Raw genomic sequence first — 19,482 nt, 5'->3', positions numbered from 1 at the left:
TTTTCGGACTGAATCGGTTTGACCGCTAACAGCTCCCCACCCGTGCCTGCTACGACCCGCTGAGGATCGCCAATCGCTTGCAAGATTTGAGACTTGCTATCCTTGAGTTCCGCGTGTTGCTCAATGATATGCTCCCATCGCTCCTCCGTCAGCCGAATAGGGACACCGTTTTTGGAGATGACACTGACAGGCACGGCGGGTCTGACCATCGCAAGGTCGTGTACTGGCTCAATACTCTATTCCCAGCTGCGCTTTGATCCCCTGGCTGCGGAAGGGGTGTTTGACCAGTTTCATCTCCGTCACCAAATCGGCGGCTTCGATGATGCTCTCCGGGGCGCCGCGGCCGGTGAGCACGACATGGACCATCTCGGGCTTGCGCGCCAGGCCCGCCAGGACTTGATTGGGATCGAGATATCCCAGTTTCATCGCCACGTTGATTTCATCGAGCAGCACGATGTGGTGTCGGCCCGCCAGGATAAGTTCCAGTCCCGCCTCCCAGGCTTCACCCGCTTTGGCGATATCGCGCCCGCGATCCTGGGTCTCCCAGGTAAACCCTTCGCCCATCGCCCGAAAGACTACCAGCTCCGGGAAGCGGCCGAGCAGTTTGGCTTCTCCCGGTTCCCAGGCACCCTTGATGAACTGGATCACCGCCACCGGCAGGCCGTGGCCCAGTGAACGGAAGATCATGCCGAAGGCCGCCGAACTTTTGCCCTTGCCGTCACCGGTGTAGACGATGAGCAGTCCCTTTTTGCGGTCGCGCTCGGCCAGGCGCTGCTCCTGCACCTGCTTGCGGCGCTCCATTTTGAGTTTGTGGGCGGTGTCGGCATCGGTCATGGTCGGGCCTCGCGCTACCAGGCCATCGTGCCACCAATCGGGCGGTCGTGGGATCATTAGAAGGCATGGACCTTCACCCAATCACCGCCGAAAGTTTCGCCATCATCGATGCTGAAATCGGCGAGCACGCCTTCCCACCCGCCGAATATCAGATCGTGCGGCGGGTGATCCACGCGACGGCCGACTTCGAGTACCAACACCTGTTGCGCTTTGAGCACGGAGCGATCCCCGCCGCCCTTGCCGCCATTCGGGCACAAACCCCGGTGATCGTCGATGTGCAGATGGTCAAAGTCGGCGTGGCCGGCAGCCTTGGAGATCATCCTCTTATTTGCGCGCTGGAAGCGGGGATTATCCCGCAGGCGGGTCAGACGCGCACGGAGGCAGGCTTGCTCGGTCTTAGCGCCCGCTATCCCGAAGCCATTTACGTCATCGGTAACGCTCCTACGGCCCTGCTGGCGCTGGTGGAGGCGATCCGTGCAGGCCGAGCACATCCGGCGCTGGTGGTGGGCGTGCCGGTGGGTTTTGTGCAGGTGATCCCCGCCAAAAAAGCCCTCGCCAGTCTGGCTATTCCCCAGATCCGGGTGGAGGGGCGCAAAGGCGGCTCGCCGGTGGCGGCGGCCATCGTCAACGCCTTGATGGCTCTGAGCACCGCCGCTTCCTGAGGAAGAGCCGCGCTTTGGCTACCGTTGCACCGACGAGGCATTGATTAAGCTGGTGGCATGAATAGCGGTTTTCCTATTTGTGCTTCTAGTCAGTGACCAGGCGTGGGTGAGGTAGAGATGGCATCGGAGTTACAACTTATCGTCGATATCGTGACCGTGCTCGGGGCGGCAGCGGCCGGGGGTTTTCTGGCGAGCCGCCTGCGTCAACCGGTGCTTCTGGGGTACTTGCTCGGGGGCATGGTGGTGGGACCGGCGGGGCTGTCGCTGGTGGGGGATGAAGGCGCCATCAAGGCCCTGGCTGAGGTGGGGGTGGCGTTGCTGCTGTTTGCCCTGGGGGTCGAATTTTCGATCAAAGAACTCAACAAGGTCCGCAACATCGCTTTGGGCGGGGGCAGCCTGCAGGTGTTGCTCACGATCTTTTTGGGAGGCGGCCTCGCCTATCTCACCGGCTGGGTGGACACCATTCCGAAGGCAATCTTCCTGGGGGCGGTGCTGTCGCTGTCTTCGACCGCCGTGGTGCTCAAGATCCTCATCGAGCGCAACGAGGTGCAGACCGCCCACGGCCAGGCGATGCTCGCGATTCTCATCGTGCAAGACCTGGGGTTGGGCCTGATGCTCGCGGTGCTGCCCGCCCTCACCCAACCGCCCGAGGCCCTAGGTGGGGCCTTGCTGTGGGCGCTGCTCAAATCGGTGTTGTTTATTGCCGGGGCGGTGGTATCCGGTATCTGGCTCATTCCGCCTCTGATGCGCCAGGTGGCGCGCACGGGCTCCCAGGAGCTGTTCGTGCTCACGGTCTTTGCCCTCTGCCTGGGGGTGGCGCTGGTCACCTCGACCATCGGCCTGGGTATCGAGATGGGCGCCTTCGTGGCGGGATTGATGATCTCCGAAGTCGAGTACGCCGATCAGGCCCTCGACCGGGTGCTGCCGATGCGCGACATATTTGCGACGGTCTTTTTCGCCTCGATCGGCAGCCTGATCGACCCAATCTTTTTGTGGAACAACGCCCCGACGTTACTTGGGTTGGTGGCGGCCGTCATGGTGGGCAAGGCGCTTATCGTGACGCCCGTTGTGATGATCTTCGGCTACCCGTTCAAGACGGCGCTCACCGTCGGATTAGGGCTCAACCAGATTGGCGAATTTTCGTTTGTGCTCGCCGGGGTGGCCCAGGGGCTGGGGCTGTTTTCGCAGGAACTGTACGGTCTGACGGTCGGTACGACGGCGGTGACGCTGGTGGTCACCCCGTTTGTGCTCAAGTCCTCGCCGATGATCTTCAACGCCCTGGAGTCGCTGCCTGTGGTCGGCAAAGCGTTGCGCGCGAGCGAAGCGCCAAAGGCGATCGCCGTCGAAGAGGGCATCCGCGATCACATCGTGGTGGCAGGCTACGGACGTGTGGGCGAGACGCTGGTGCGCATGCTGCGCTCCCAGGGGCACACCGTGCTGGTCATCGACAACAACGAGGCCACCACCGAAAGCCTGCGCAAACAACAAATTCCTTACCTTTACGGGGACTCCTCCAGCGAACTGGTGCTCGAAAAGGCGCACCTGGAGCAGGCGCGGGCGATGGCTATCGCCCTGCCGGACCCGATGGCGACTCGTCTTACCCTCAAGCGCGTGCTGAGCGTCGCGCCGGAAATCGATATCACTGTGCGTGCCCACGCCAATTCCGAAATCGACGCGCTCTACCAGTTGGGAGCGCGCGAAGTCGTACAGCCCGAGTTCGAGTCGGCCCTGGCGATGGGATCGCACATGCTCATCGGCCTCGGCCTCGGCGTGCGCGATGTACAGCAGGAAGTGGTGGCCTGCCGCGAGACACGCTACCGCTCGATTCTGCCCGATAGACCCGACTTCATGGTTGCCAACGAACTGGAAGCAGCCGTGGAAGGTCTGGAGGGCAACTGGTTTACCGTCAAAGCCAACTCGCCGCTGGTGGGCCTCACCCTCGCCCAGGCCGATATCCGCCGCCTTACCGGTGTCTCGGTGATGGCCATTCGCAACGGCAGCGAGACCAACCGCTACCCGGGTCCGCAGACGGTCCTGCAGGCGGGCGACCGGGTACTCGCCGTGGGCAATGTCGAAGAGGACAAAGCTTTCGAGGAACTGCTCGAAGGCCGGGCGGAAGCGAGCATCGGCCGCCCCGAGCGCTGGGTGGAGGTGCCCAAAAATTCGTTCCTGGATGGTCAGACGCTGGCGGATGTAGATCTGCGCCGCCGCCACGGCGTGCTGGTGCAGGCGGTGCAGCGCACCGGCAAAATGGTCCGCTTCCCCAACGCCGACACGGTCGTGCAGGCCGGGGATCGCCTGATGGTCTGCGGCAGCGCCGAATCGATTGAGCAATTGCGGGGGTTGCTACAGCAAGTGCCGACGGTGACTTCCCAGGAGGAGTAGCCTCGTCAAACAGCCCGAGTGCAGAACTGGACGAACGTTCAGCCTCCACCATATAGCTGACGCGTTCCAGATAATAGACCTCTTGCGCGAATGCCAAGATAAACAGCTCAAACCATTGGAAACTCGTTCCGCAATCCGGTTCATGCAAGAGGTCTAATATACATAGAGAACCGCCATTTTCTATATATGTCGCCAACAACATACATAGAGAACCACCATTTCCTAATGCACACCCTGCCAGTTCAGACTACCGATACCTATGCGATATCACCCGGACTGGGGTGCTTCCGGCTGATTGGTTCGCTTCGACGAGCCTCCAGGCAGCAGCTTGCGCAAACGCGCCCAGAGGGAATTGCCGCCGCTGGAACCCGACGGACCACAGATAAGCGGGTAGAGCACCGGCAGGGCAAAGAGTGTAAAGAGCGTGCAGGTGACCAGCCCGCCGATGACCACCGTAGCCAGGGGGCGCTGCACCTCTGCCCCGGCGCTGGAGGCAATCGCCATCGGGATAAAGCCGATCGACGCGAGTAGGGCGGCAGAAAGAATCGGACGCAGGCGCTCTTTGGCCCCTTTGAGAGCCGCCTCGCGCGGCCCGATCCCTTCTGCCTCCTCGATGTCGCGGATGGTGGAGACCAGCACGATGCCGTTGAGCACCGCGACGCCAAACAGGGTGATAAAGCCCACCCCGGCCGAGACCGAGAGGGGAAAGCCCCGCAGGTACAGGGCCACCAGGCCCCCTACCAGCGAGAAGGGCACGTTGAGGAAGATCAAGATGCCCGGCCGCAGGTTGCCGAAGGAACTGTACAGAAGCACGAAAATCAGCGCCAAGGCCAGCGGTACCAGGATCTGCAGCCGCGAGAGGGCCGATTGGTAGTTCTCGAACTGGCCGCCCCAGACCAACCGGTAGCCCTTGGGCAACTGTGCGGTCTGCTCGACTGCCGCCTGGGCGGCGGCGACAAACGAGCCCAAGTCGCGCCCGCGCACGTTCATGCCGACGGTGATCACCCGCTCGCCCTCGCGGTGGGAGACCTGGGCAAGACCGTCGCCCACCGTCACATCGACGACTGTCTCCAGGGGTACGATGCCGCCGTCTTTGGTGGAGACCGGCAATCGGCGCACCGCGTCCACATCGGCGATGGCCCCCTCGTCGAATTTGACCGCCAGGGCGTAGCGCTGCCGCCCCTCGTAGACGGTGCCCACCACCTTGCCGGCGCGGGTTGCCTCGATGGTGTCGAGCACCTCGCGCACGTTGATGCCGTACTGGGCGAGGCGTTCGCGGTCGACTTTGATGTTGAGCACCGGCAGGCCGGTGATCGTCTCGGCGCGCACGTCCGCCGCCCCGGGCACTGCTTTGATCGCCTTTGCCGCCTGGGTGGCTGCGTTGTTGAGCACGTCGAGTTCGGGGCCGTAGATGCGCAGGGCGACGTCTAGGCGGTCGCCGGAGAGCAGTTCATTGACGCGCTGCTGGATGGGTTGGGTGTAGGCGATCGTGATCCCCGGGATCACTCCCTCCAGGCGCTTTTCTATCTTTGCTACCAGCTCTTCCTGGGTCTTGGCCGTCTTCCAGTCCTTCTGGGGCTTAAGCATCACGAAGACGTCGGAGTTTTCGGATTTGTTGGTGTCGGTGGCCAGTTCCGGGTGGCCGGTGGTCGAGAAGATGGTCCTCACCTCCGGAAATTCGCCCACGACCCGCTCGATGATCTTCGTTTGGCGGGCGCCTTCGTCGAGAGAGGCGGCGGGCGGACGGCGCACGTTGATGACCAGCGATCCTTCCGCCAGGTTGGGAACAAACTCCGAACCCAATAGCGGCACCAAGGTCAGCGAGGCGGCGAAGATCGCAAACGAAGCAAGCGACACCGGCAACCACCGGCCCATCAACCGCCCGAGCACCCACTCGTAAGGAGGACGCACCCACCCGAGCACCAGCGTCTCGCGCTCCTCGGGGGGCTTTTTGGCAAAGGCGAAGTAACAGGCAAGCGGCACCAAGGTCAGCGTCAGCACCAGCGAGGCCACCAAGGCCAGGATGACTGTGAAGGCCATCGGCTGGAAGAGCTTACCCTCCACACCCGACAGACCAAAGATCGGGATGTAGACCACCGTGACGATCGTGATCGCAAAAGCCACCGGCTTGGCCACCTCCGCCGAGGCCGCTCCGATCACCGCCATGCGCTCTTTGGGAGTCTCGGGGCGCTGCTCGGAAAGCCTGAGGATGATGTTCTCGACCATGAAGACGGCACCGTCGACGAGCAGACCAAAGTCAATGGCCCCCAGGCTCATCAGGTTGCCGCTCACGCCGCCGATCACCATGCCGGTGATCGCCAGCAGCATCGAGAGGGGAATGATCAGGGCCGTGATGATCGAGGCGCGCACATTGCCCAGCATGATGAGCAAGATCGCCGTCACCAGTAGGGCGCCCTCGGTGAGGTTGAGGGCGACGGTCTTGATGGCGGCAGTGATGAGCTGGGTGCGGTCGTAGTGGGGGACGATTTGGACCCCTTCGGGCAACTCCTTTTGGATCTCGGCGACGCGCGTTTTGACGTCTTTGACGACACCGTTGGCGTTCTGACCGGCGCGCATCAGCACCGTGGCGATCACTGCCCCGTCGGTGCTGTCGCGGGTGACCACACCCTGCCGAAGCTGGTTGCCGATTTCGACCGTGGCGATGTCGCGTACGTAGATGGGCGTGCCGCCGGAGCGATCGACGATCACCCGGGAGATGTCGTCGGTGGTGATCACCAGACCTTCGCCGCGGATAATCGTCTGCTCGCCGCGCTGGCTGCTCAGATAGCCGCCCCCGGAGTTGGCGTTGTTGGTGGCAAGGGCGTCAAAGACCTGCTGTGGTGTGATCCCATAGCCCAACAGCCTGAGCGGATCGAGGCGGACCTGATATTGCTTGACGAAGCCGCCCATCGGGTTGATTTCCGCCACGCCCGGGACCGACTTGAGGCGGGGGATCACCGTCCAATCCATGAGCGTGCGCAATTCCATCGGGGAGCGGCTTTCCCCCTGCAATTCGAAGATGAAGATTTCCCCGAGGCCAGTGCTCACCGGTCCCAGTACCGGGGACTCAGAACCGCCGGGTAGCAACGCTTCGATACCCTTGAGCCGTTCGTTGACCAGTTGGCGGGCAAAATAGACGTCGGTGCCGTCCTCGAAGACGACCGTGATCTGCGACAGACCGTACTTGGAGATCGAGCGCATCTGGGTAAGACGGGGCATGCCGGTCAGGGCAATTTCGACCGGAAAGGTAATCAGCTGCTCGACTTCCTGCGGCCCCAGGGCCGGTGCTTCGGTGATCACCTGCACCTGGACGTTGGAGATGTCCGGCAGACCGTCGATGGGAAAGCGCGTCAGCGAATTGATCCCGAGACCCACGACCGTCACGAGCAAAAGTGCTGCGAGCAACCGGGCCTTGAGCGCTCCGTAAATCCACTTTTTGAGCAGCCCAGGCTTCTTCTGAGCTTGTTCCTCTTCAGGCTTCAATACCGACGTCATGCTTCCCCCTATTGGTCCTGCTTCAGCTGCCTTGAAGCGCGTTCCCTCAAGGCGGCGAATCTCGTTCGGCCCCGGCCCCCAAGGTGGTGATGAGCACCCGGTCGACGCGGTTGCCGTCCATGTCGACGACTTCGAAGCGGCACGGCCCCAGATTGAAGTGGTCGGTTGCTTTCGGGATACGGCCCAGTTGGGCCATGACCAGGCCCCCGACGGTCCGATAGCCGACGCGCGGCAGCTCGGGCAACGGTTCGACCAGGTGCTCCAGTTCGTCGAGGCTCAACGACCCGTCCACCAGCCACGAGCCGTCCTCGCGCCGCACCGCCTGCGCCTCATCGGTCGTGCCGTCCACAGGCAAATCTCCCACCAGAGCTTCGAGGATGTCCGTGAGGGTGACCAGACCCTGGACACCCCCGAATTCATCGACCACCAGCGCCATGTGGATCCCCGACTTTTTGAACTGCTCCAGCACCACCAGGGCGGGTGCCGTCTCCGGTACCACCAGCGGCTGGAGCAAAGCTTCCTCCAGAGTGAGCGGCCGAGCGGCGAGCAAGCGCTCGAACAGATCCTTTACCCGGACCACCCCCAGGAATTTGTCGAGTTCTCCCAGGCACACCGGGAACTGCGAGTGGTGAAACGCCGCGAGTTTGCGCCGGTTTTCCGCTTCGGAATCTTTGAGATCGAGCCAGACGATGTCCGGGCGCGGCGTCATCAGCGCCGCCACCTGCCGGTCGCCGAAGCTGAAGACGCGCTCGAGCAGATCCTGTTCGCTGTGGGCGATGGCGCCGGTCTCGGTGCCTTGCTCGATGAGCAGGCGGATTTCCTCCTCGGTGACGGCAAGCGCCGCAGAGGGTTTGACTCCGAGCGCCTTGAGGGCCAGATCGGTCGAGAGGCTCAACAGTTTGACCAGTGGAGCGGCGACGCGCGAGAGCACACTCATCGGAACGGCGATGCGCGCGGCAATGCGCTCGGGGTTACTCAGGGCCAGGCGCTTGGGCAACAATTCCCCCAGAACCAGCGACAGATAGGTGATGGTGCCGACCACCAGGACGAAGGCCAGCGCCTCGCTGTAGGCAGCGAGCCAGCTTACCCGCGCAAGCTGTGGCGCCAGGGTGCCTGCAATCGTCGCCCCGCCGTAGGCGCCGGCAAAAATACCAATCAACGTGATCCCGATCTGCACCGTCGAGAGAAAACGGTTGGGCGCGTCGGCCAACTCCACAGCCACCCGCGCACCGGTGTTGCCCTCGCCGGCCATCTGCTGCAGACGCGCCTTGCGCGAGGAGACCACCGCCATCTCGGACATCGCAAACACACCGTTGGCGACGACCAGCACCAGGACAATCAAAATCTCAAAGATTACCGAGGGCATAGTTGTAATTTTGAATAGAGCATGCCCCGAAATGGCTTCCGGAGCAAAATATACGATACGCTGCTATCTTCGTCACAGGCATACTCCCATCGACCAGTTTCAAATAGCCGTCGCCAGTCTCAGAACGAAGCCACTGCCCTAATGCAGAAAATAAAACAAGGTCAGCTCTTGAAAGTCGTCGTCCCGATTGTGCTGGATGTGACGAACCATGTCATCCTTTATGGGGAAATTCTAGAGGCTCCATATATATGAATTCATATAGATGCCACGGCCAACGGTAGTGAGGGCGAGCATTCGGCCATGTACACCGCATTCAAGCTTCAGGAGCCGCGCCGACGGGCGCTGTACGGCATTGTCGCCTTGATCTTGTTTGTCGAAACGGTGGAGTATTTCGCTCCAACCGGTTACATATTCAGCTATCTGTACGCCGTGCCAATATTGATTGCCGCCAACCATTTTTCGGAGCGGCAGACGCAATGGATTACATTTTTGAGCCTGGTTTCGACGATTTTGGGGCTGTTTGTTCCCACCTTTGAACTCAACAGCCTCACCCTGGTGAACCGATTGATTATCTGCTCGGCCCTCTGGACGGTGGGCACTTTGAGTCTTCGCTACCGCCAGGCCCAGCGCGAGGCGCAGGAGCAGCGCTTTCGGGTGCAAAGCCAGCAACAACTGCTGCGCGCCTACGAAAATTTCACCGCCGCCCTCACCCACGATCTCAAGACACCGCTACAGGGTATGGCCCAGACGCTGCGCTTTTTTGCCCAGGGGCAATTCGGCCGGCTCACCGACGCCCAGCGCCAGGTGGTGCAGCTATTCGAGCGCTCGCTCGGGACGCTTTTGGAATTGACCGATACGCTGCTGACTATCTACCGCAACGAGCGGGAGCCCCTGGGGCTGAGGTGCCGCAGCGCCGACCTCGATGCCCTCGCGGCGGAGGTGGTCACCCAGTGGATCGACCCGGCGGGGGCACGCCAGGTGACATTGGTTTACGAAGGGCTCGAAGGGGCGCAGGTGGAGGCGGACCCGCTGCAGCTCGGCCGGGCGATCACCAATCTGGTGGCCAACGCCGTGCGTTACACCCGCCTGGGTTCCACCGTGCAGGTGCGTGTGGAAAGCCGTACTGCCGAATATCAAATTCAGGTGAGCGACTGCGGCCCCGGCATTCCCGAGGGTGATCTCGATCGGATCTTCGAGCAATTCTACCAATCGCCCCTGACGCGCCAGAGCCTGGGGACGGGACTGGGGCTCTATCTGAGCCGGCAGATCGTCGAAGCCCACAGCGGGCGCATCTGGGCGGTCAACAACCGCGACGAAGGCTGCACTTTTGTGATGGCGTTACCTAAGACCGACCAAGGCCATGACTAGAAAAACCCGGGTACTGCTCATCGAGGACGACCCGGTGTTCCGGGTGGGCCTGCGGGTCATTTTTGAGCAAAGCGGGGTAGCCGAACTGGTTGGGGAGGCTGGTGAAGGCGAAATCGCCCTGGCGCTCTGTTTGCAAATGCAGCCGGATGTGGTGCTGCTCGATCTCGGTCTACCGGGGGCGATGGGGGCGCGGGAGATCGTGACGAGCCTCAAGGAGCGCCACCCGGGGATCAAGATTCTGGCGCTCACCTCCCACGCCGACGGACCGTCGGTGCAGCAATTGTTGCAGGCGGGCATCGACGGGTACTGCGTCAAGGGCATCGAACCGGAGCAACTGCTGCAGGCGATCCTCCAGGTGCGTTCAGGCCACGTCTGGTGGGACGGCCGGGTGGCCGCTTATCTGCGCTCAGGGCCTGAGCCTGAGCGGCGCGACTACCAGCTCACTCCCCGCGAGCGGCAGGTGCTGGGGTTACTTGCCAACGGCCTGAGCAACCAGCAAATCGGCCGGCAGTTGTTTATTTCGGTGGGTACGGTCCAGGTACATGTGCACACGATCTTGCGCAAGCTGGGAGCGCGCGACCGCACCCAGGCAGCCATCCTGGCCCTTCAGGAGGGGTTGATGGACCGGTAGATCGGTGGATGGCGGTGTTATACTCGCCGCGTTCCGGGAGGCTCGGTACGGCTTATGCACCTGCTTTCCATCGTGGGCATCGGAGCGGACGGTCCCCGCGGACTGTCGGCGGACACCCAGGCCCTCATCGCCCAGAGCCCGGTGATCGCCGGAAGTGCCGAGCAGTTGCGCTGGTGGCCGGGGCGCAGTGGGCGGATCGAAATGGGCGCCGATCTGGCCGCTTTTTTTGCGCAACTGGAGCAGGCGCTCACCGAGGCACCGGTGGTGTTGGTGGCGACCGGCGACCCGCTCTACTTCGGGATTGGACGGCTGGTGCTCGAACGGTTCGGCCGGGAGCAGGTGCGCTTTATGCCGCACCTCAGCTCGGTGCAACTGGCCTGCAGCCGGGCGAAGCTCCCCTGGCAGGAGGCAGCGGTGGTGAGCGCCCACGGCCGCTCCCTCGAAAAGCTCGGCGAGGCCCTGCGCCCGCTTCCCGAACTGGTCGCGGTACTCACCGACCCGGTCAACACCCCGGCGCGCATCGCCCGCTTCGTGCTGGATCTCGCCCCGGTGACCCCGTACCGGCTGTGGGTGTGCGCCCGGCTCGGCGCCGAGGACGAGCAGGTCGAATGCCTGGGCTGCGAGCAAGCCTGCGAGCGGGATTTTGGCGAGCCGAACGTGGTGCTGCTGGAGCGCGCCCCCGCCCGCACCCCGGCCAGTCTGCCCGCCGTGGGCATCTTCGACGATCACTTCGTCACTTTTTCGGACAAACCCGGCCTGATGACCAAGTACGAAGTGCGGGTTCTGGCGATTGCTTATCTGCAACTGGAGCGTGGGCAGGTCTGCTGGGATATCGGCAGCGGCACCGGCTCGGTGGCGATCGAAATGGCCCGCCTGATCGGCGGCGGCAGCGTCTACGCGATTGAAAAGACCGAGGCGGGCTGTCTGCTCATCGAGGCCAACTGTGCCCGCCTCGGGGTGTGCAACGTGCGGGTGCGCCGCGCCCGCGCCCCGGAGGTGCTCGCTGAACTGCCCGCCCCGGATCGGATCTTTTTGGGCGGCGGCGGACGCCAATTGGTGGCCATCCTCGAAGCCTGCACCGCCGGGCTGCGCCCGGGCGGGATCCTGGTGGCCAGTTTCGCCGGGCTCGAGCAACTGGTGAGCGCCCAGGCTTACTTGCTCAAGCAGGGCTGGTCCGTGCAGTACACCCATCTGCAGATTGCCCGCTCGGCGAGCCTTGCGAGCGGTTCGCGGCTGGTGCCCCTCAATCCGGTCTTTTTGTTGCGCTCCACCCGGCCCCTGTGAACCTCGGCACACTCTACGGCATCGGCGTCGGCCCGGGCGATCCGGAACTCCTCACCCTCAAGGGTCTGCGGGTGCTGCGCTCGGCGGCGGTGGTGGCCTGCCCCGCGGACCGCACGGGCCGGCCCGGCCTGGCAGCCCGGATCGCAGCCCCCCATCTGCGTCGCGAGCAGCGCCTTACACCGCTCTATTTACCCTTCGTTTCGGATGAGGCGGTGCTCGCGGCAGCCTGGAGCGCAGCCGCCGATACGCTCTACGCGGATCTGGCGCTGGGCTTGGATGTCGCCTTTATCAGCGAGGGTGATGTCAGTTTGTTCAGCACCTTCACCTATATCCTTCGGGAGTTCCAGGAGCGCTACGCCCAGGTTGCCGTCCGGATCATCCCCGGCATCGCCTCACCGCTGGCCGCCGCCGCCGCTTTGCAATTGCCCCTCGCAATCGGCGATGAAACCCTGACTATCCTGCCTGCCATGCACCGCATTGAGGAGTTGGAAGCCGCCTGCGCCCCCGGTCGCATCGTCGTGCTGCTCAAAGTCGCTCCGGTGTACGAGCAAGTTTATACATGGCTCAAGGCATCGGACCGCCTGGAGCAGGCCCACCTGCTCTGCTGGGTAAGCGCAAAGGAAGAGCGGATCTACCGGCGGCTGCCCGCTGCGGCCGAACGGCTGCCCTATTTTTCGTTGCTGATTATCCGCCCAGAGCCGGCAGCTCGACGGTAAAAACGGCCCCTTTGCCCTCGCCCTCGCTCTCGGCTTGGACCATTCCCCCGTGCAATTCGACGATGTGGCGCACGATGAACAATCCCAGCCCCAATCCTCCCTCCTTGCGGGTGCTGCGGCTGTCCGCCTGCCGGAAGCGCTCGAACATGTAGGGCAAAAACTCGGGCGCAATTCCCATGCCGTTGTCGCGCACGGCAACGTAGAGATTGGCGCTGTCGCCAGCTAGATCCACTTCCACCCGGCCGCCTTTGGGGGTGAACTTGATGGCGTTGGTGAGCAAATTCCAGATCACCTGCTGCAGGCGGGTCGGATCGGCGGAAACTTGGCGGTTCAAGGCCGACGGCTCGCACCGGCAGTCCAGCAGTACTTCCTTCTGCTCGGCCAGGTTGCGCACCGCTTCTATTGCCGAATGCAGCACCGGCGGCAATTCGATCGGTATTGGGGCGATGCTGAACTTGCCCCGGATAATGCGGGAAATATCGAGCAGATCTTCGATGAGCTGGTTCTGGAGCTTGCCGTTGCGCTCGATGGTCTCCAGGGCTTTCGCCTGCATCTCAGGGGTGAGATTGCCGCGCCTGAGCATCTGGGTCCAGCCGATGATCGGGTTGAGGGGGGTGCGCAGTTCGTGGCTGAGCATCGCCAGAAATTCGTCCTTGGCCCGGTTGGCCGCCTCCGCTTCAGCCCGGGCCTGCCGTTCGCGCTCAAGCAAGTGGGTGCGCTCCTGCTCGGCGCGCTTTTGATCGTCGATGTCGGTGCAGGTGCCGAACCACCTGAGGATGTTTCCCTGGGGGTCGCGCAGCGGCAACGCCCGCCCAAGCTGCCAGCGGTAGACGCCGTCTGAGGCGCGCCGAAAACGGTACTCGATGTCGTAGGGCTCCCCGGTGGCGAGGGAATACTTCCAAAGGTGCAGGCATTTGTCCAGATCGTGCGGATGCAGCAGATGGCTCCAGCCCCATCCCTGGGTCTGCTCGAGGTTCATGCCGGTGTACTCGAACCAGCGTCGGTTGAAAAAATCGTGATAGCCATCCGGCCGGGTGGTCCAGACCATCTGGGGAATCGTATCGGCGAGGAAACGAAAATTTTGCTCGCTGGCCAGCAGGGCCTGTTCGGCGCGCTTGCGCTCGGCAATGTCCAGAAAATAGACCGCCAGTCCCTTGGCGGTCGGATAGGCGCGCACCGCCAGCCAGATATCGAGGGGAGCATAAAACTCTTCAAACCCGACGCGCACCTGTCGCTCGACCGCCCGGTGGTACTCTCTGTCAAAAGTCGTGCCGAGCGCCTCCGGAAACTCCACCCAAATGTTCTTGCCGATCAACTCCTCGCGCGAGCGCGAAAGCAGCCGCTCCGCCTGCCGGTTGAGATAGGTGAAGCACCAGTGCTCGTCGAGGGCAAAAAAGGCATCGGTGATGCTCTCCAAAATCTTCGAGACCTGCTCCCCTTCGGCCTGCTCGTCGCAGGGTCGCACGGCGAGGGCAGCGCCGACACCCACCGGCCTCGCCTCGCCATCGTCCCCGATCGGCCCGCTCGGAAAGGCAAATTGCCCACGCGCCCACTGCTCAATCAGATCAGAAGTGCTAATCCCCCGCTGCCGGGCCAACTCGACCAGCGCGGCCCAGGCGGTCTCGGTCAGGCGCAGTGTGCGGCTCTGCTTGGGCTGGGCATAGTTGCGGACGAAATGGCCGTCGGGGCCGCGTCGCCTCATGGCAACCCTCCATGTATCACATGGATTGTAGCAAGCGCTCCTTCGGATTGCGGGAGGCTTCTCCCCCGTTTGCGAAGCGCTCGGCGTCGCGGTAGATCACTTTGCCGTCAAAGACCGTGAGCACCACCTTCGTGCTGCCAATCTGCAGCGGATCGATGGTGAACAGATCTTGGGAGAACACTACGAGGTCCGCCGCCATGCCGGGGGCGATACGGCCTTTGAAGTTCTCTTCAAACGAAGCGTAAGCGCCCTCGGCGGTATAGGCGCGCAAGGCCCGCTGCAGATCCACCCTCTGGCGAGCCACCCAGCCGCCGGGCGGGGTGCCTTCAAGCGTGCGGCGGTTGACGGCGCTGTGCAGCCCGCGCAGCGGATCGAGGCTGATGGCGGCAGGCCAGTCGCTGCTAAAGACCAGCCGGGCGCCGCCGGCCGCCAGATCCGCCCAGGCGAAGGCGCGCTCGGTGCGCTCAGGCCCCACGGCCCGCGACCAGACTTCGACCGTACCGGGATCGGCGTGGATGGGCTCCATCGAAGCGATTACCCCCAGGCGGGCAAAGCGAGGGATGTCCTGGGGGGCGACCACTTCGATATGCTCGATGCGAAAGCGGGGATCGGCGGGTTGGGCAATATTCTTGACATACTCGTAGCCGTCAAGGGCTATGCGCACGGCCCGATCGCCGATCGCATGGGTGTAGAGCTGCAATCCGGCTTTGTGGGCGCGCAGGGCGAGTTGGTTGAAGACCTCGGCGCTGTAGGCGGGTTCCCCGCGGGTGTCGGGTTTGTCGCTGTAGGGGGTGAGCATGGCGGCGGTGTGGGTCTCGATCACCCCGTCGATGAGCAGTTTGGCTGCTCCGGCCCTGAGCATCGGGTGGTTTTTGTAGCGCTCGTGGATCCGGGCGAATTCAGTGAGTTCCGCATCGGTCGTCTGCGGTCCCACCGAGAGGGCGACGGAGGTGCGCACGGTCAACTCCCCGCGCCTTAGCAGTTCTTCGTAGAGCGCAAACGATTCGGCGCTGCCGCCGGCGTTCTGGATGCTGGTGATCCCCAGCGAAGCGGCCAGTTTCATCCCGGCGCGCAACGCCACCAGTTGTTCTTCGCGGGTGGGCTCGGGAATGTGGCGGCGCACCAGGCCGACGGCCGATTCTTTGAGCACACCCGTCGCTTCACCGCTCACCGGATCGCGGACGATTTCACCGAAGCCTTCCGCACGGGTCTGGGGGGTGATTTTGGCTATCTCCAGGGCGCGGCTGTTAACCCAGACGGTGTGTCCGTCGTAGGAGCGCAAAAACACCGGCCGCTTCGCTTCGATCGCATCGAGGTCGGCGCGCGTCGGCAGTCGCCCGCCCGGCAATGCACTGTACTGCCAGCCCACCCCTTCGATCCAGGCCCGCTCGGGGTGGGCACGGGCGTACTCGGCTACCCGCCGCTGGATCTGGGCGAGGGAAGTGGTGCCGTTCAAGTCGACAATCGCCAGATCCAGCGCGCCCCCCAGAAAGTGGATATGGGCGTCGTTGAAGCCGGGGGCGGCCATGCGCCCTCCAAGATCGATGATCTGGGTTTTGCGGCCGGTGAGTTTGCCTATCGCTTCGCGGCTGCCGGTTTTGAGAATACGGCCTTTGGCGACGGCCATCGCCTCCACCCAGGGTTGCTGTGGCACCCCCGTCCAGACGCGGCCGTTGGTGAGCACCAAATCCGCCACCTCGGCGGCGCGGGCGGGGAGCGCCCCCAGGCAGAGGAGCAGAACGGCCATGGCATACCAGATGGGCATGGAAGATGCTGGGAAGAACTTTAGCTAGAACTTGAGAATTTGGGACGGCAGCGAGCGGTTCTGAAAGGATATTGGTATCCAACACCCGAGCCGGATAGCTTTCACTCTGCCATGGACCGCTCCCAGAAGCGCTCCAGGCAGCGCACGAACAGTTCCACCCCCAACCCCAAGGCCGTCTCGTCGAAGTCGAAGCAGGGGTGATGGTGGGGTTTATCGAGGCCGCGCTCCGGGTTGGCCGAACCCAAAAAGAAATAACAGCCGGGCACTTTCTGCAGGAAAAAGGCCATGTCCTCACCTCCCAGCGTTGTCTCCGGGCGCACCCGCCCGCGGCCCAAAAATTCTTCCGCCACCGAGCGCACCAGTTCGGCGACGGCCGGATCGTTCATCAGCACCGGGTAGTGGCGGTCGTACTCGAATTCATAACTGGCGCCGTGGGCCTGGCAGATGCCTGCGATCACCTGCTCGATGCGCTCGGGAAGCCTGGTTTCCAGTTCGGGGCTGAAGCAGCGGACGGTGCCTTCGAGGTAGGCGCTCTGGGCGATGACGTTGAAGTTGGTGCCGCTCTGGAATTTGCCCACCGTCACCACCGCCGGCTCGAACGGATCGACATTGCGCGCCACGATCGTCTGCAAAGCATTGACCACCTGGGCGCCCACCACCACCGCGTCTACGGTCTGCTGGGGGATGGCCCCGTGGCCGCCCCTGCCGAGGATGGTTGCCTTGAATTTGGCGGCGTTGGCAAAGGAAGGCCCGCCCTTGACCCCTACCTGGCCGAGGGGCATGTTGTTCCACAGGTGCAGCCCGACGATCGCCGCGACATCGGGTGAGGCGAGCGCCCCCGCTTCGATCATCGGCTTGGCGCCGCCGGGGCCTTCTTCGGCCGGTTGGAACAGAATTTTGACAGTCGCCGGAAGGGCGTCGCGGTGCTCGGCAAGCCAGCGGGCGGTCCCCAGGGCGATGGCCACATGGCCGTCGTGGCCACAGGCGTGCATGATGCCGGTGTTCTCGGAGGCGTACTCGACCCGGTTGCCCTCCAGAATCGGCAGCGCGTCCATGTCGGCGCGCACCGCCACCACCGGCCCGTCGCCCCGGCCTGCGATAGTAGCCACCACCCCGGTCTTCGCCACCCCGGTCTGGACATCAATACCCCAACTGGCGAGCTTCTGGGCGATGAAGCGGCTGGTGGCCTGCTCCTGGAAGCCCAGTTCGGGAAATCGATGCAGGTGGCGGCGCCACTGCACCAGCTGCGGCTGCAGGGCGCCAATCGAGGGCCGCGGCCTCGGGGTATCGGACATGACAGTTCTCCTTGGCCTTCTGAGAAGCATTGTGGCTCAAGTGCGCCCCGATCGGTGCTTCAGCCTTCTTCCCACACGTCGCGCCACTTGGCGATGCTCTTGTCCGGCACGAAGCGGCGGCGGCTGGTGCGGTTTTCGTTGATGGGCGGGCCGTTCTCGCGGAAGATCACGTACTTGTAGGCGACGATCTGGTTGGCGCTCTTATTAAAAGGAATCTCTCCAAACCAGGTGTTGTCGTTGATGTACTCCAGGCGAAAGGCGCGGCTCAAGTCCCAGTCGCCCAGTTCCGGGCAGTCGCCGATCACCGCGACCACTTCCCCCGGCTGGGTGCGAAAACCGTTGACCTGGATGCGGACGATCTCGCGTCCGCGCACAGGCCTGCCCACAAAGCTGATCACCACCACCTGCCGGGGAGCGAGTTCCAGTTTTTCGAGGCGACCGTCTTGGATCGTGAATGCGGCCTCGCTCAGCACGCAGCGATGCGCGCCGTCGGGCAGTTCGGTGAGCACCGCTTCGAGCCGCACCGCTTCGTGGCTGCGGTTCATCGCCACAAAGCAGCGCGAGTCGCGGTACTTGCGCACATAAGCAAAGACATCCGGGGTGATATAGCGCGTCCACTGACCGCCCCACTTGACCGCCGGGTTGCGCCGTCGCACCTCCGAGAGCACCCGAATATCTTGAAACAGCGGCGTGTCGGTGTCCCAGCGATCCATCATCGGCCGATTGTAGGGGTCATTGCCGCCGTCGGTGTCGTCGTGCAGGTACTGCTCGGTGCCGTAGTATAGACAAGGAATTCCCCGGCAGGTCATGATCAAGTCCACCGCCAGACGCAACGCCTCACCGTCCGCCCCGAGCGACTGGAAGCGCGGCATGTCGTGGTTGTCGACAAAAGTGACCAGTTCGGTAGCCCCCCGGTAGCGCCAGTCTTCTTTGAAGACGTCCTCGATGAGGTGAAAGCCGCCCACGCCGCCCTGGCCGAGGGCCTTGCGGATGGCCACGCACAGCCCAAAATCAAGAATCGTCATCCCCGAATAGTTGGCAAACTCGACCGGGCGCTCGCCCAACGGGTGCGAATAGATCCATTCGCCGAAGACAAATACGTCCGGTTTGTGAGCCTGGATGTCGGAGTTGAATTCCTGCCAGAACCAGATGGGCATGTGCTTGACCGTATCGACCCGCAGGGCGTCGACGCCCTTATCCAGCCAGAGCTTGATGGCACCTTTGATGTAGTTGCGGTAGCGGACGTTGTTTTCGTTGAAGGTGGCCAGCCCCGCCAGGTCGCAGTTTTGCACCTGCCACTCGTCGTCCCAATTGTTCACCTCGCCGTAGTGGTGGTACCAGTGGTCTTTGTCGTCGTTGTAGTCGGCGATGAGCTTGCCGTCGTCAAAAAGTTGACCTTTGATGCCCCCGGCGTCGGGGGAGCTGTGGTTGCAGACGATGTCGAGGACGAGCTTCATGCCGCGCTTGTGGAGTGCTTCGATGAGCCGGTCGAAGGTCGTGTCGTTGCGCTCGAACAGGCGCACCTCGTGCTCCCCCGCCACCCAGCGCGGGTTGATGCGCTTAAAATCGCGTGTCCAGTAGCCATGGATGGGGGCCGCCTCCCAGGCCATCGCCTCGACCTGCTCGAAGAGCGGCGTCACCCAGACGGCCGTCACTCCGAGCTGTTGCAGATAGTCGAGCTTCTCGATAATGCCCTGCAGGTCGCCCCCCCAGTACTTGCCCCAGTCCTGGCGCTCGGGGTCATAGAGGCTCGGGTCCGGTCCGTCGTCGTTGTCGGGGTCGCCGTTGAAGAAGCGATCGACCACGATAAAGTAAATCGTCTCACCCCGAAATTCGATATCGCTCAGCTGCAGCAGATTGACAAACTCGTCTTCTTTCTCCTGGACTTCGATTTGCGAGTGCGGCTCGACTTCGCCGATTTTTTGCGTGTCCATCGGATCCCCCTTAATCCCCCTTGAGTATAGAGAAAGGGCATACCC

Annotated in this window: 13 protein-coding genes; 6 read left to right on the top strand and 7 right to left on the bottom strand. The window is 63.1% G+C overall.

From position 1 onward, the window contains the following. Positions 1–228 precede the first annotated feature (228 nt). Complete coding sequence (gene cobO, locus GLL_RS02015; protein WP_197530100.1) at positions 229–834, bottom strand: cob(I)yrinic acid a,c-diamide adenosyltransferase; 606 nt, start codon at positions 832–834, stop codon at positions 229–231. A 65-nt stretch (positions 835–899) separates the two neighbouring features. Between cobO and GLL_RS02010 the strand changes: the two genes are divergently transcribed. Both GLL_RS02010 and GLL_RS02005 read left to right on the top strand, forming a co-directional pair. Then, on the top strand, positions 900–1,496 hold the full coding sequence (locus GLL_RS02010) for a precorrin-8X methylmutase (RefSeq protein WP_011140387.1): 597 nt from the start codon (positions 900–902) through the stop codon (positions 1,494–1,496). A gap of 117 nt (positions 1,497–1,613) precedes the next feature. Next, positions 1,614–3,881 (top strand): cation:proton antiporter, encoded by a 2,268-nt coding sequence (locus tag GLL_RS02005; protein ID WP_011140386.1) that lies wholly within the window; start codon positions 1,614–1,616, stop codon positions 3,879–3,881. A 267-nt stretch (positions 3,882–4,148) separates the two neighbouring features. On the opposite strand, the gene GLL_RS02000 is transcribed toward GLL_RS02005, so the two are convergent. After that, positions 4,149–7,376 carry an efflux RND transporter permease subunit gene (locus tag GLL_RS02000; protein ID WP_011140385.1) on the bottom strand — a complete coding sequence of 1,076 codons (3,228 nt, stop codon included), beginning with the start codon at positions 7,374–7,376 and terminating at the stop codon, positions 4,149–4,151. Between the two features lie 46 nt (positions 7,377–7,422). Then, positions 7,423–8,742: a hemolysin family protein gene (locus tag GLL_RS01995; RefSeq protein ID WP_011140384.1), complete on the bottom strand. Its 1,320-nt coding sequence runs from the start codon at positions 8,740–8,742 to the stop codon at positions 7,423–7,425. A gap of 300 nt (positions 8,743–9,042) precedes the next feature. On the opposite strand from GLL_RS01995, the gene GLL_RS01990 reads away from it, so the two are divergent. Genes GLL_RS01990 through GLL_RS01975 form a run of 4 tightly spaced genes read left to right on the top strand, consistent with a single transcriptional unit; the run spans position 9,043 to position 12,741 of the window. After that, positions 9,043–10,110 (top strand): sensor histidine kinase, encoded by a 1,068-nt coding sequence (locus GLL_RS01990; RefSeq protein ID WP_011140383.1) that lies wholly within the window; start codon positions 9,043–9,045, stop codon positions 10,108–10,110. Next, a complete protein-coding gene (locus tag GLL_RS01985; RefSeq protein WP_011140382.1) occupies positions 10,103–10,741 on the top strand; it encodes a response regulator in 639 nt (212 codons plus the stop codon). Before GLL_RS01990 ends, GLL_RS01985 begins: the two co-directional genes overlap by 8 nt. Positions 10,742–10,795: 54 nt before the next feature. After that, the gene (locus tag GLL_RS01980) at positions 10,796–12,025 is read left to right on the top strand and encodes a bifunctional cobalt-precorrin-7 (C(5))-methyltransferase/cobalt-precorrin-6B (C(15))-methyltransferase (RefSeq protein ID WP_011140381.1); all 1,230 of its coding nucleotides are present in this window, start codon (positions 10,796–10,798) and stop codon (positions 12,023–12,025) included. Then, positions 12,022–12,741 (top strand): precorrin-2 C(20)-methyltransferase, encoded by a 720-nt coding sequence (locus tag GLL_RS01975; protein WP_011140380.1) that lies wholly within the window; start codon positions 12,022–12,024, stop codon positions 12,739–12,741. The genes GLL_RS01980 and GLL_RS01975 overlap by 4 nt, the downstream gene beginning before the upstream one ends. Here the strand turns inward: GLL_RS01975 and GLL_RS01970 are convergent. The 4 genes from GLL_RS01970 to GLL_RS01955 form a co-directional block, all read right to left on the bottom strand. Beyond that, complete coding sequence (locus tag GLL_RS01970) at positions 12,710–14,443, bottom strand: sensor histidine kinase (RefSeq protein WP_011140379.1); 1,734 nt, start codon at positions 14,441–14,443, stop codon at positions 12,710–12,712. The two genes, GLL_RS01975 and GLL_RS01970, sit on opposite strands and share 32 nt — an antisense overlap. A 16-nt stretch (positions 14,444–14,459) precedes the next feature. After that, complete coding sequence (locus GLL_RS01965) at positions 14,460–16,208, bottom strand: amidohydrolase (RefSeq protein ID WP_011140378.1); 1,749 nt, start codon at positions 16,206–16,208, stop codon at positions 14,460–14,462. A gap of 101 nt (positions 16,209–16,309) precedes the next feature. Then, a complete protein-coding gene (locus tag GLL_RS01960; protein ID WP_011140377.1) occupies positions 16,310–17,533 on the bottom strand; it encodes a M20 metallopeptidase family protein in 1,224 nt (407 codons plus the stop codon). Positions 17,534–17,562: 29 nt separating this feature from the next. Further along, positions 17,563–19,437 (bottom strand): alpha-amylase family glycosyl hydrolase, encoded by a 1,875-nt coding sequence (locus GLL_RS01955; protein ID WP_164928510.1) that lies wholly within the window; start codon positions 19,435–19,437, stop codon positions 17,563–17,565. Between the last annotated feature and the right edge of the window lie 45 nt (positions 19,438–19,482).

This window comes from Gloeobacter violaceus PCC 7421 (assembly GCF_000011385.1).
In the GTDB taxonomy this organism is placed as follows: Bacteria; Cyanobacteriota; Cyanobacteriia; order Gloeobacterales; family Gloeobacteraceae; genus Gloeobacter; species Gloeobacter violaceus.
The sequence above is the reverse complement of the archived record's forward strand: the minus strand, read 5'-3'. Positions and strand labels throughout refer to the sequence as shown.

Excerpts from the sequence above, each read along its gene's own strand:
- GLL_RS02005 (WP_011140386.1), top strand. The coding sequence starts at position 1,614 with ATGGCATCGGAGTTACAACTTATCGTCGATATCGTGACCGTGCTCGGG.
- GLL_RS01965 (WP_011140378.1), bottom strand. The coding sequence starts at position 16,208 with ATGCCCATCTGGTATGCCATGGCCGTTCTGCTCCTCTGCCTGGGGGCG.
- GLL_RS01960 (WP_011140377.1), bottom strand. The coding sequence starts at position 17,533 with ATGCTTCTCAGAAGGCCAAGGAGAACTGTCATGTCCGATACCCCGAGG.
- GLL_RS01985 (WP_011140382.1), top strand. The coding sequence starts at position 10,103 with ATGACTAGAAAAACCCGGGTACTGCTCATCGAGGACGACCCGGTGTTC.
- GLL_RS01980 (WP_011140381.1), top strand. The coding sequence starts at position 10,796 with ATGCACCTGCTTTCCATCGTGGGCATCGGAGCGGACGGTCCCCGCGGA.
- GLL_RS01955 (WP_164928510.1), bottom strand. The coding sequence starts at position 19,437 with ATGGACACGCAAAAAATCGGCGAAGTCGAGCCGCACTCGCAAATCGAA.
- GLL_RS02010 (WP_011140387.1), top strand. The coding sequence starts at position 900 with ATGGACCTTCACCCAATCACCGCCGAAAGTTTCGCCATCATCGATGCT.
- GLL_RS01990 (WP_011140383.1), top strand. The coding sequence starts at position 9,043 with ATGTACACCGCATTCAAGCTTCAGGAGCCGCGCCGACGGGCGCTGTAC.
- GLL_RS02000 (WP_011140385.1), bottom strand. The coding sequence starts at position 7,376 with ATGACGTCGGTATTGAAGCCTGAAGAGGAACAAGCTCAGAAGAAGCCT.
- cobO (WP_197530100.1), bottom strand. The coding sequence starts at position 834 with ATGACCGATGCCGACACCGCCCACAAACTCAAAATGGAGCGCCGCAAG.
- GLL_RS01970 (WP_011140379.1), bottom strand. The coding sequence starts at position 14,443 with ATGAGGCGACGCGGCCCCGACGGCCATTTCGTCCGCAACTATGCCCAG.
- GLL_RS01995 (WP_011140384.1), bottom strand. The coding sequence starts at position 8,742 with ATGCCCTCGGTAATCTTTGAGATTTTGATTGTCCTGGTGCTGGTCGTC.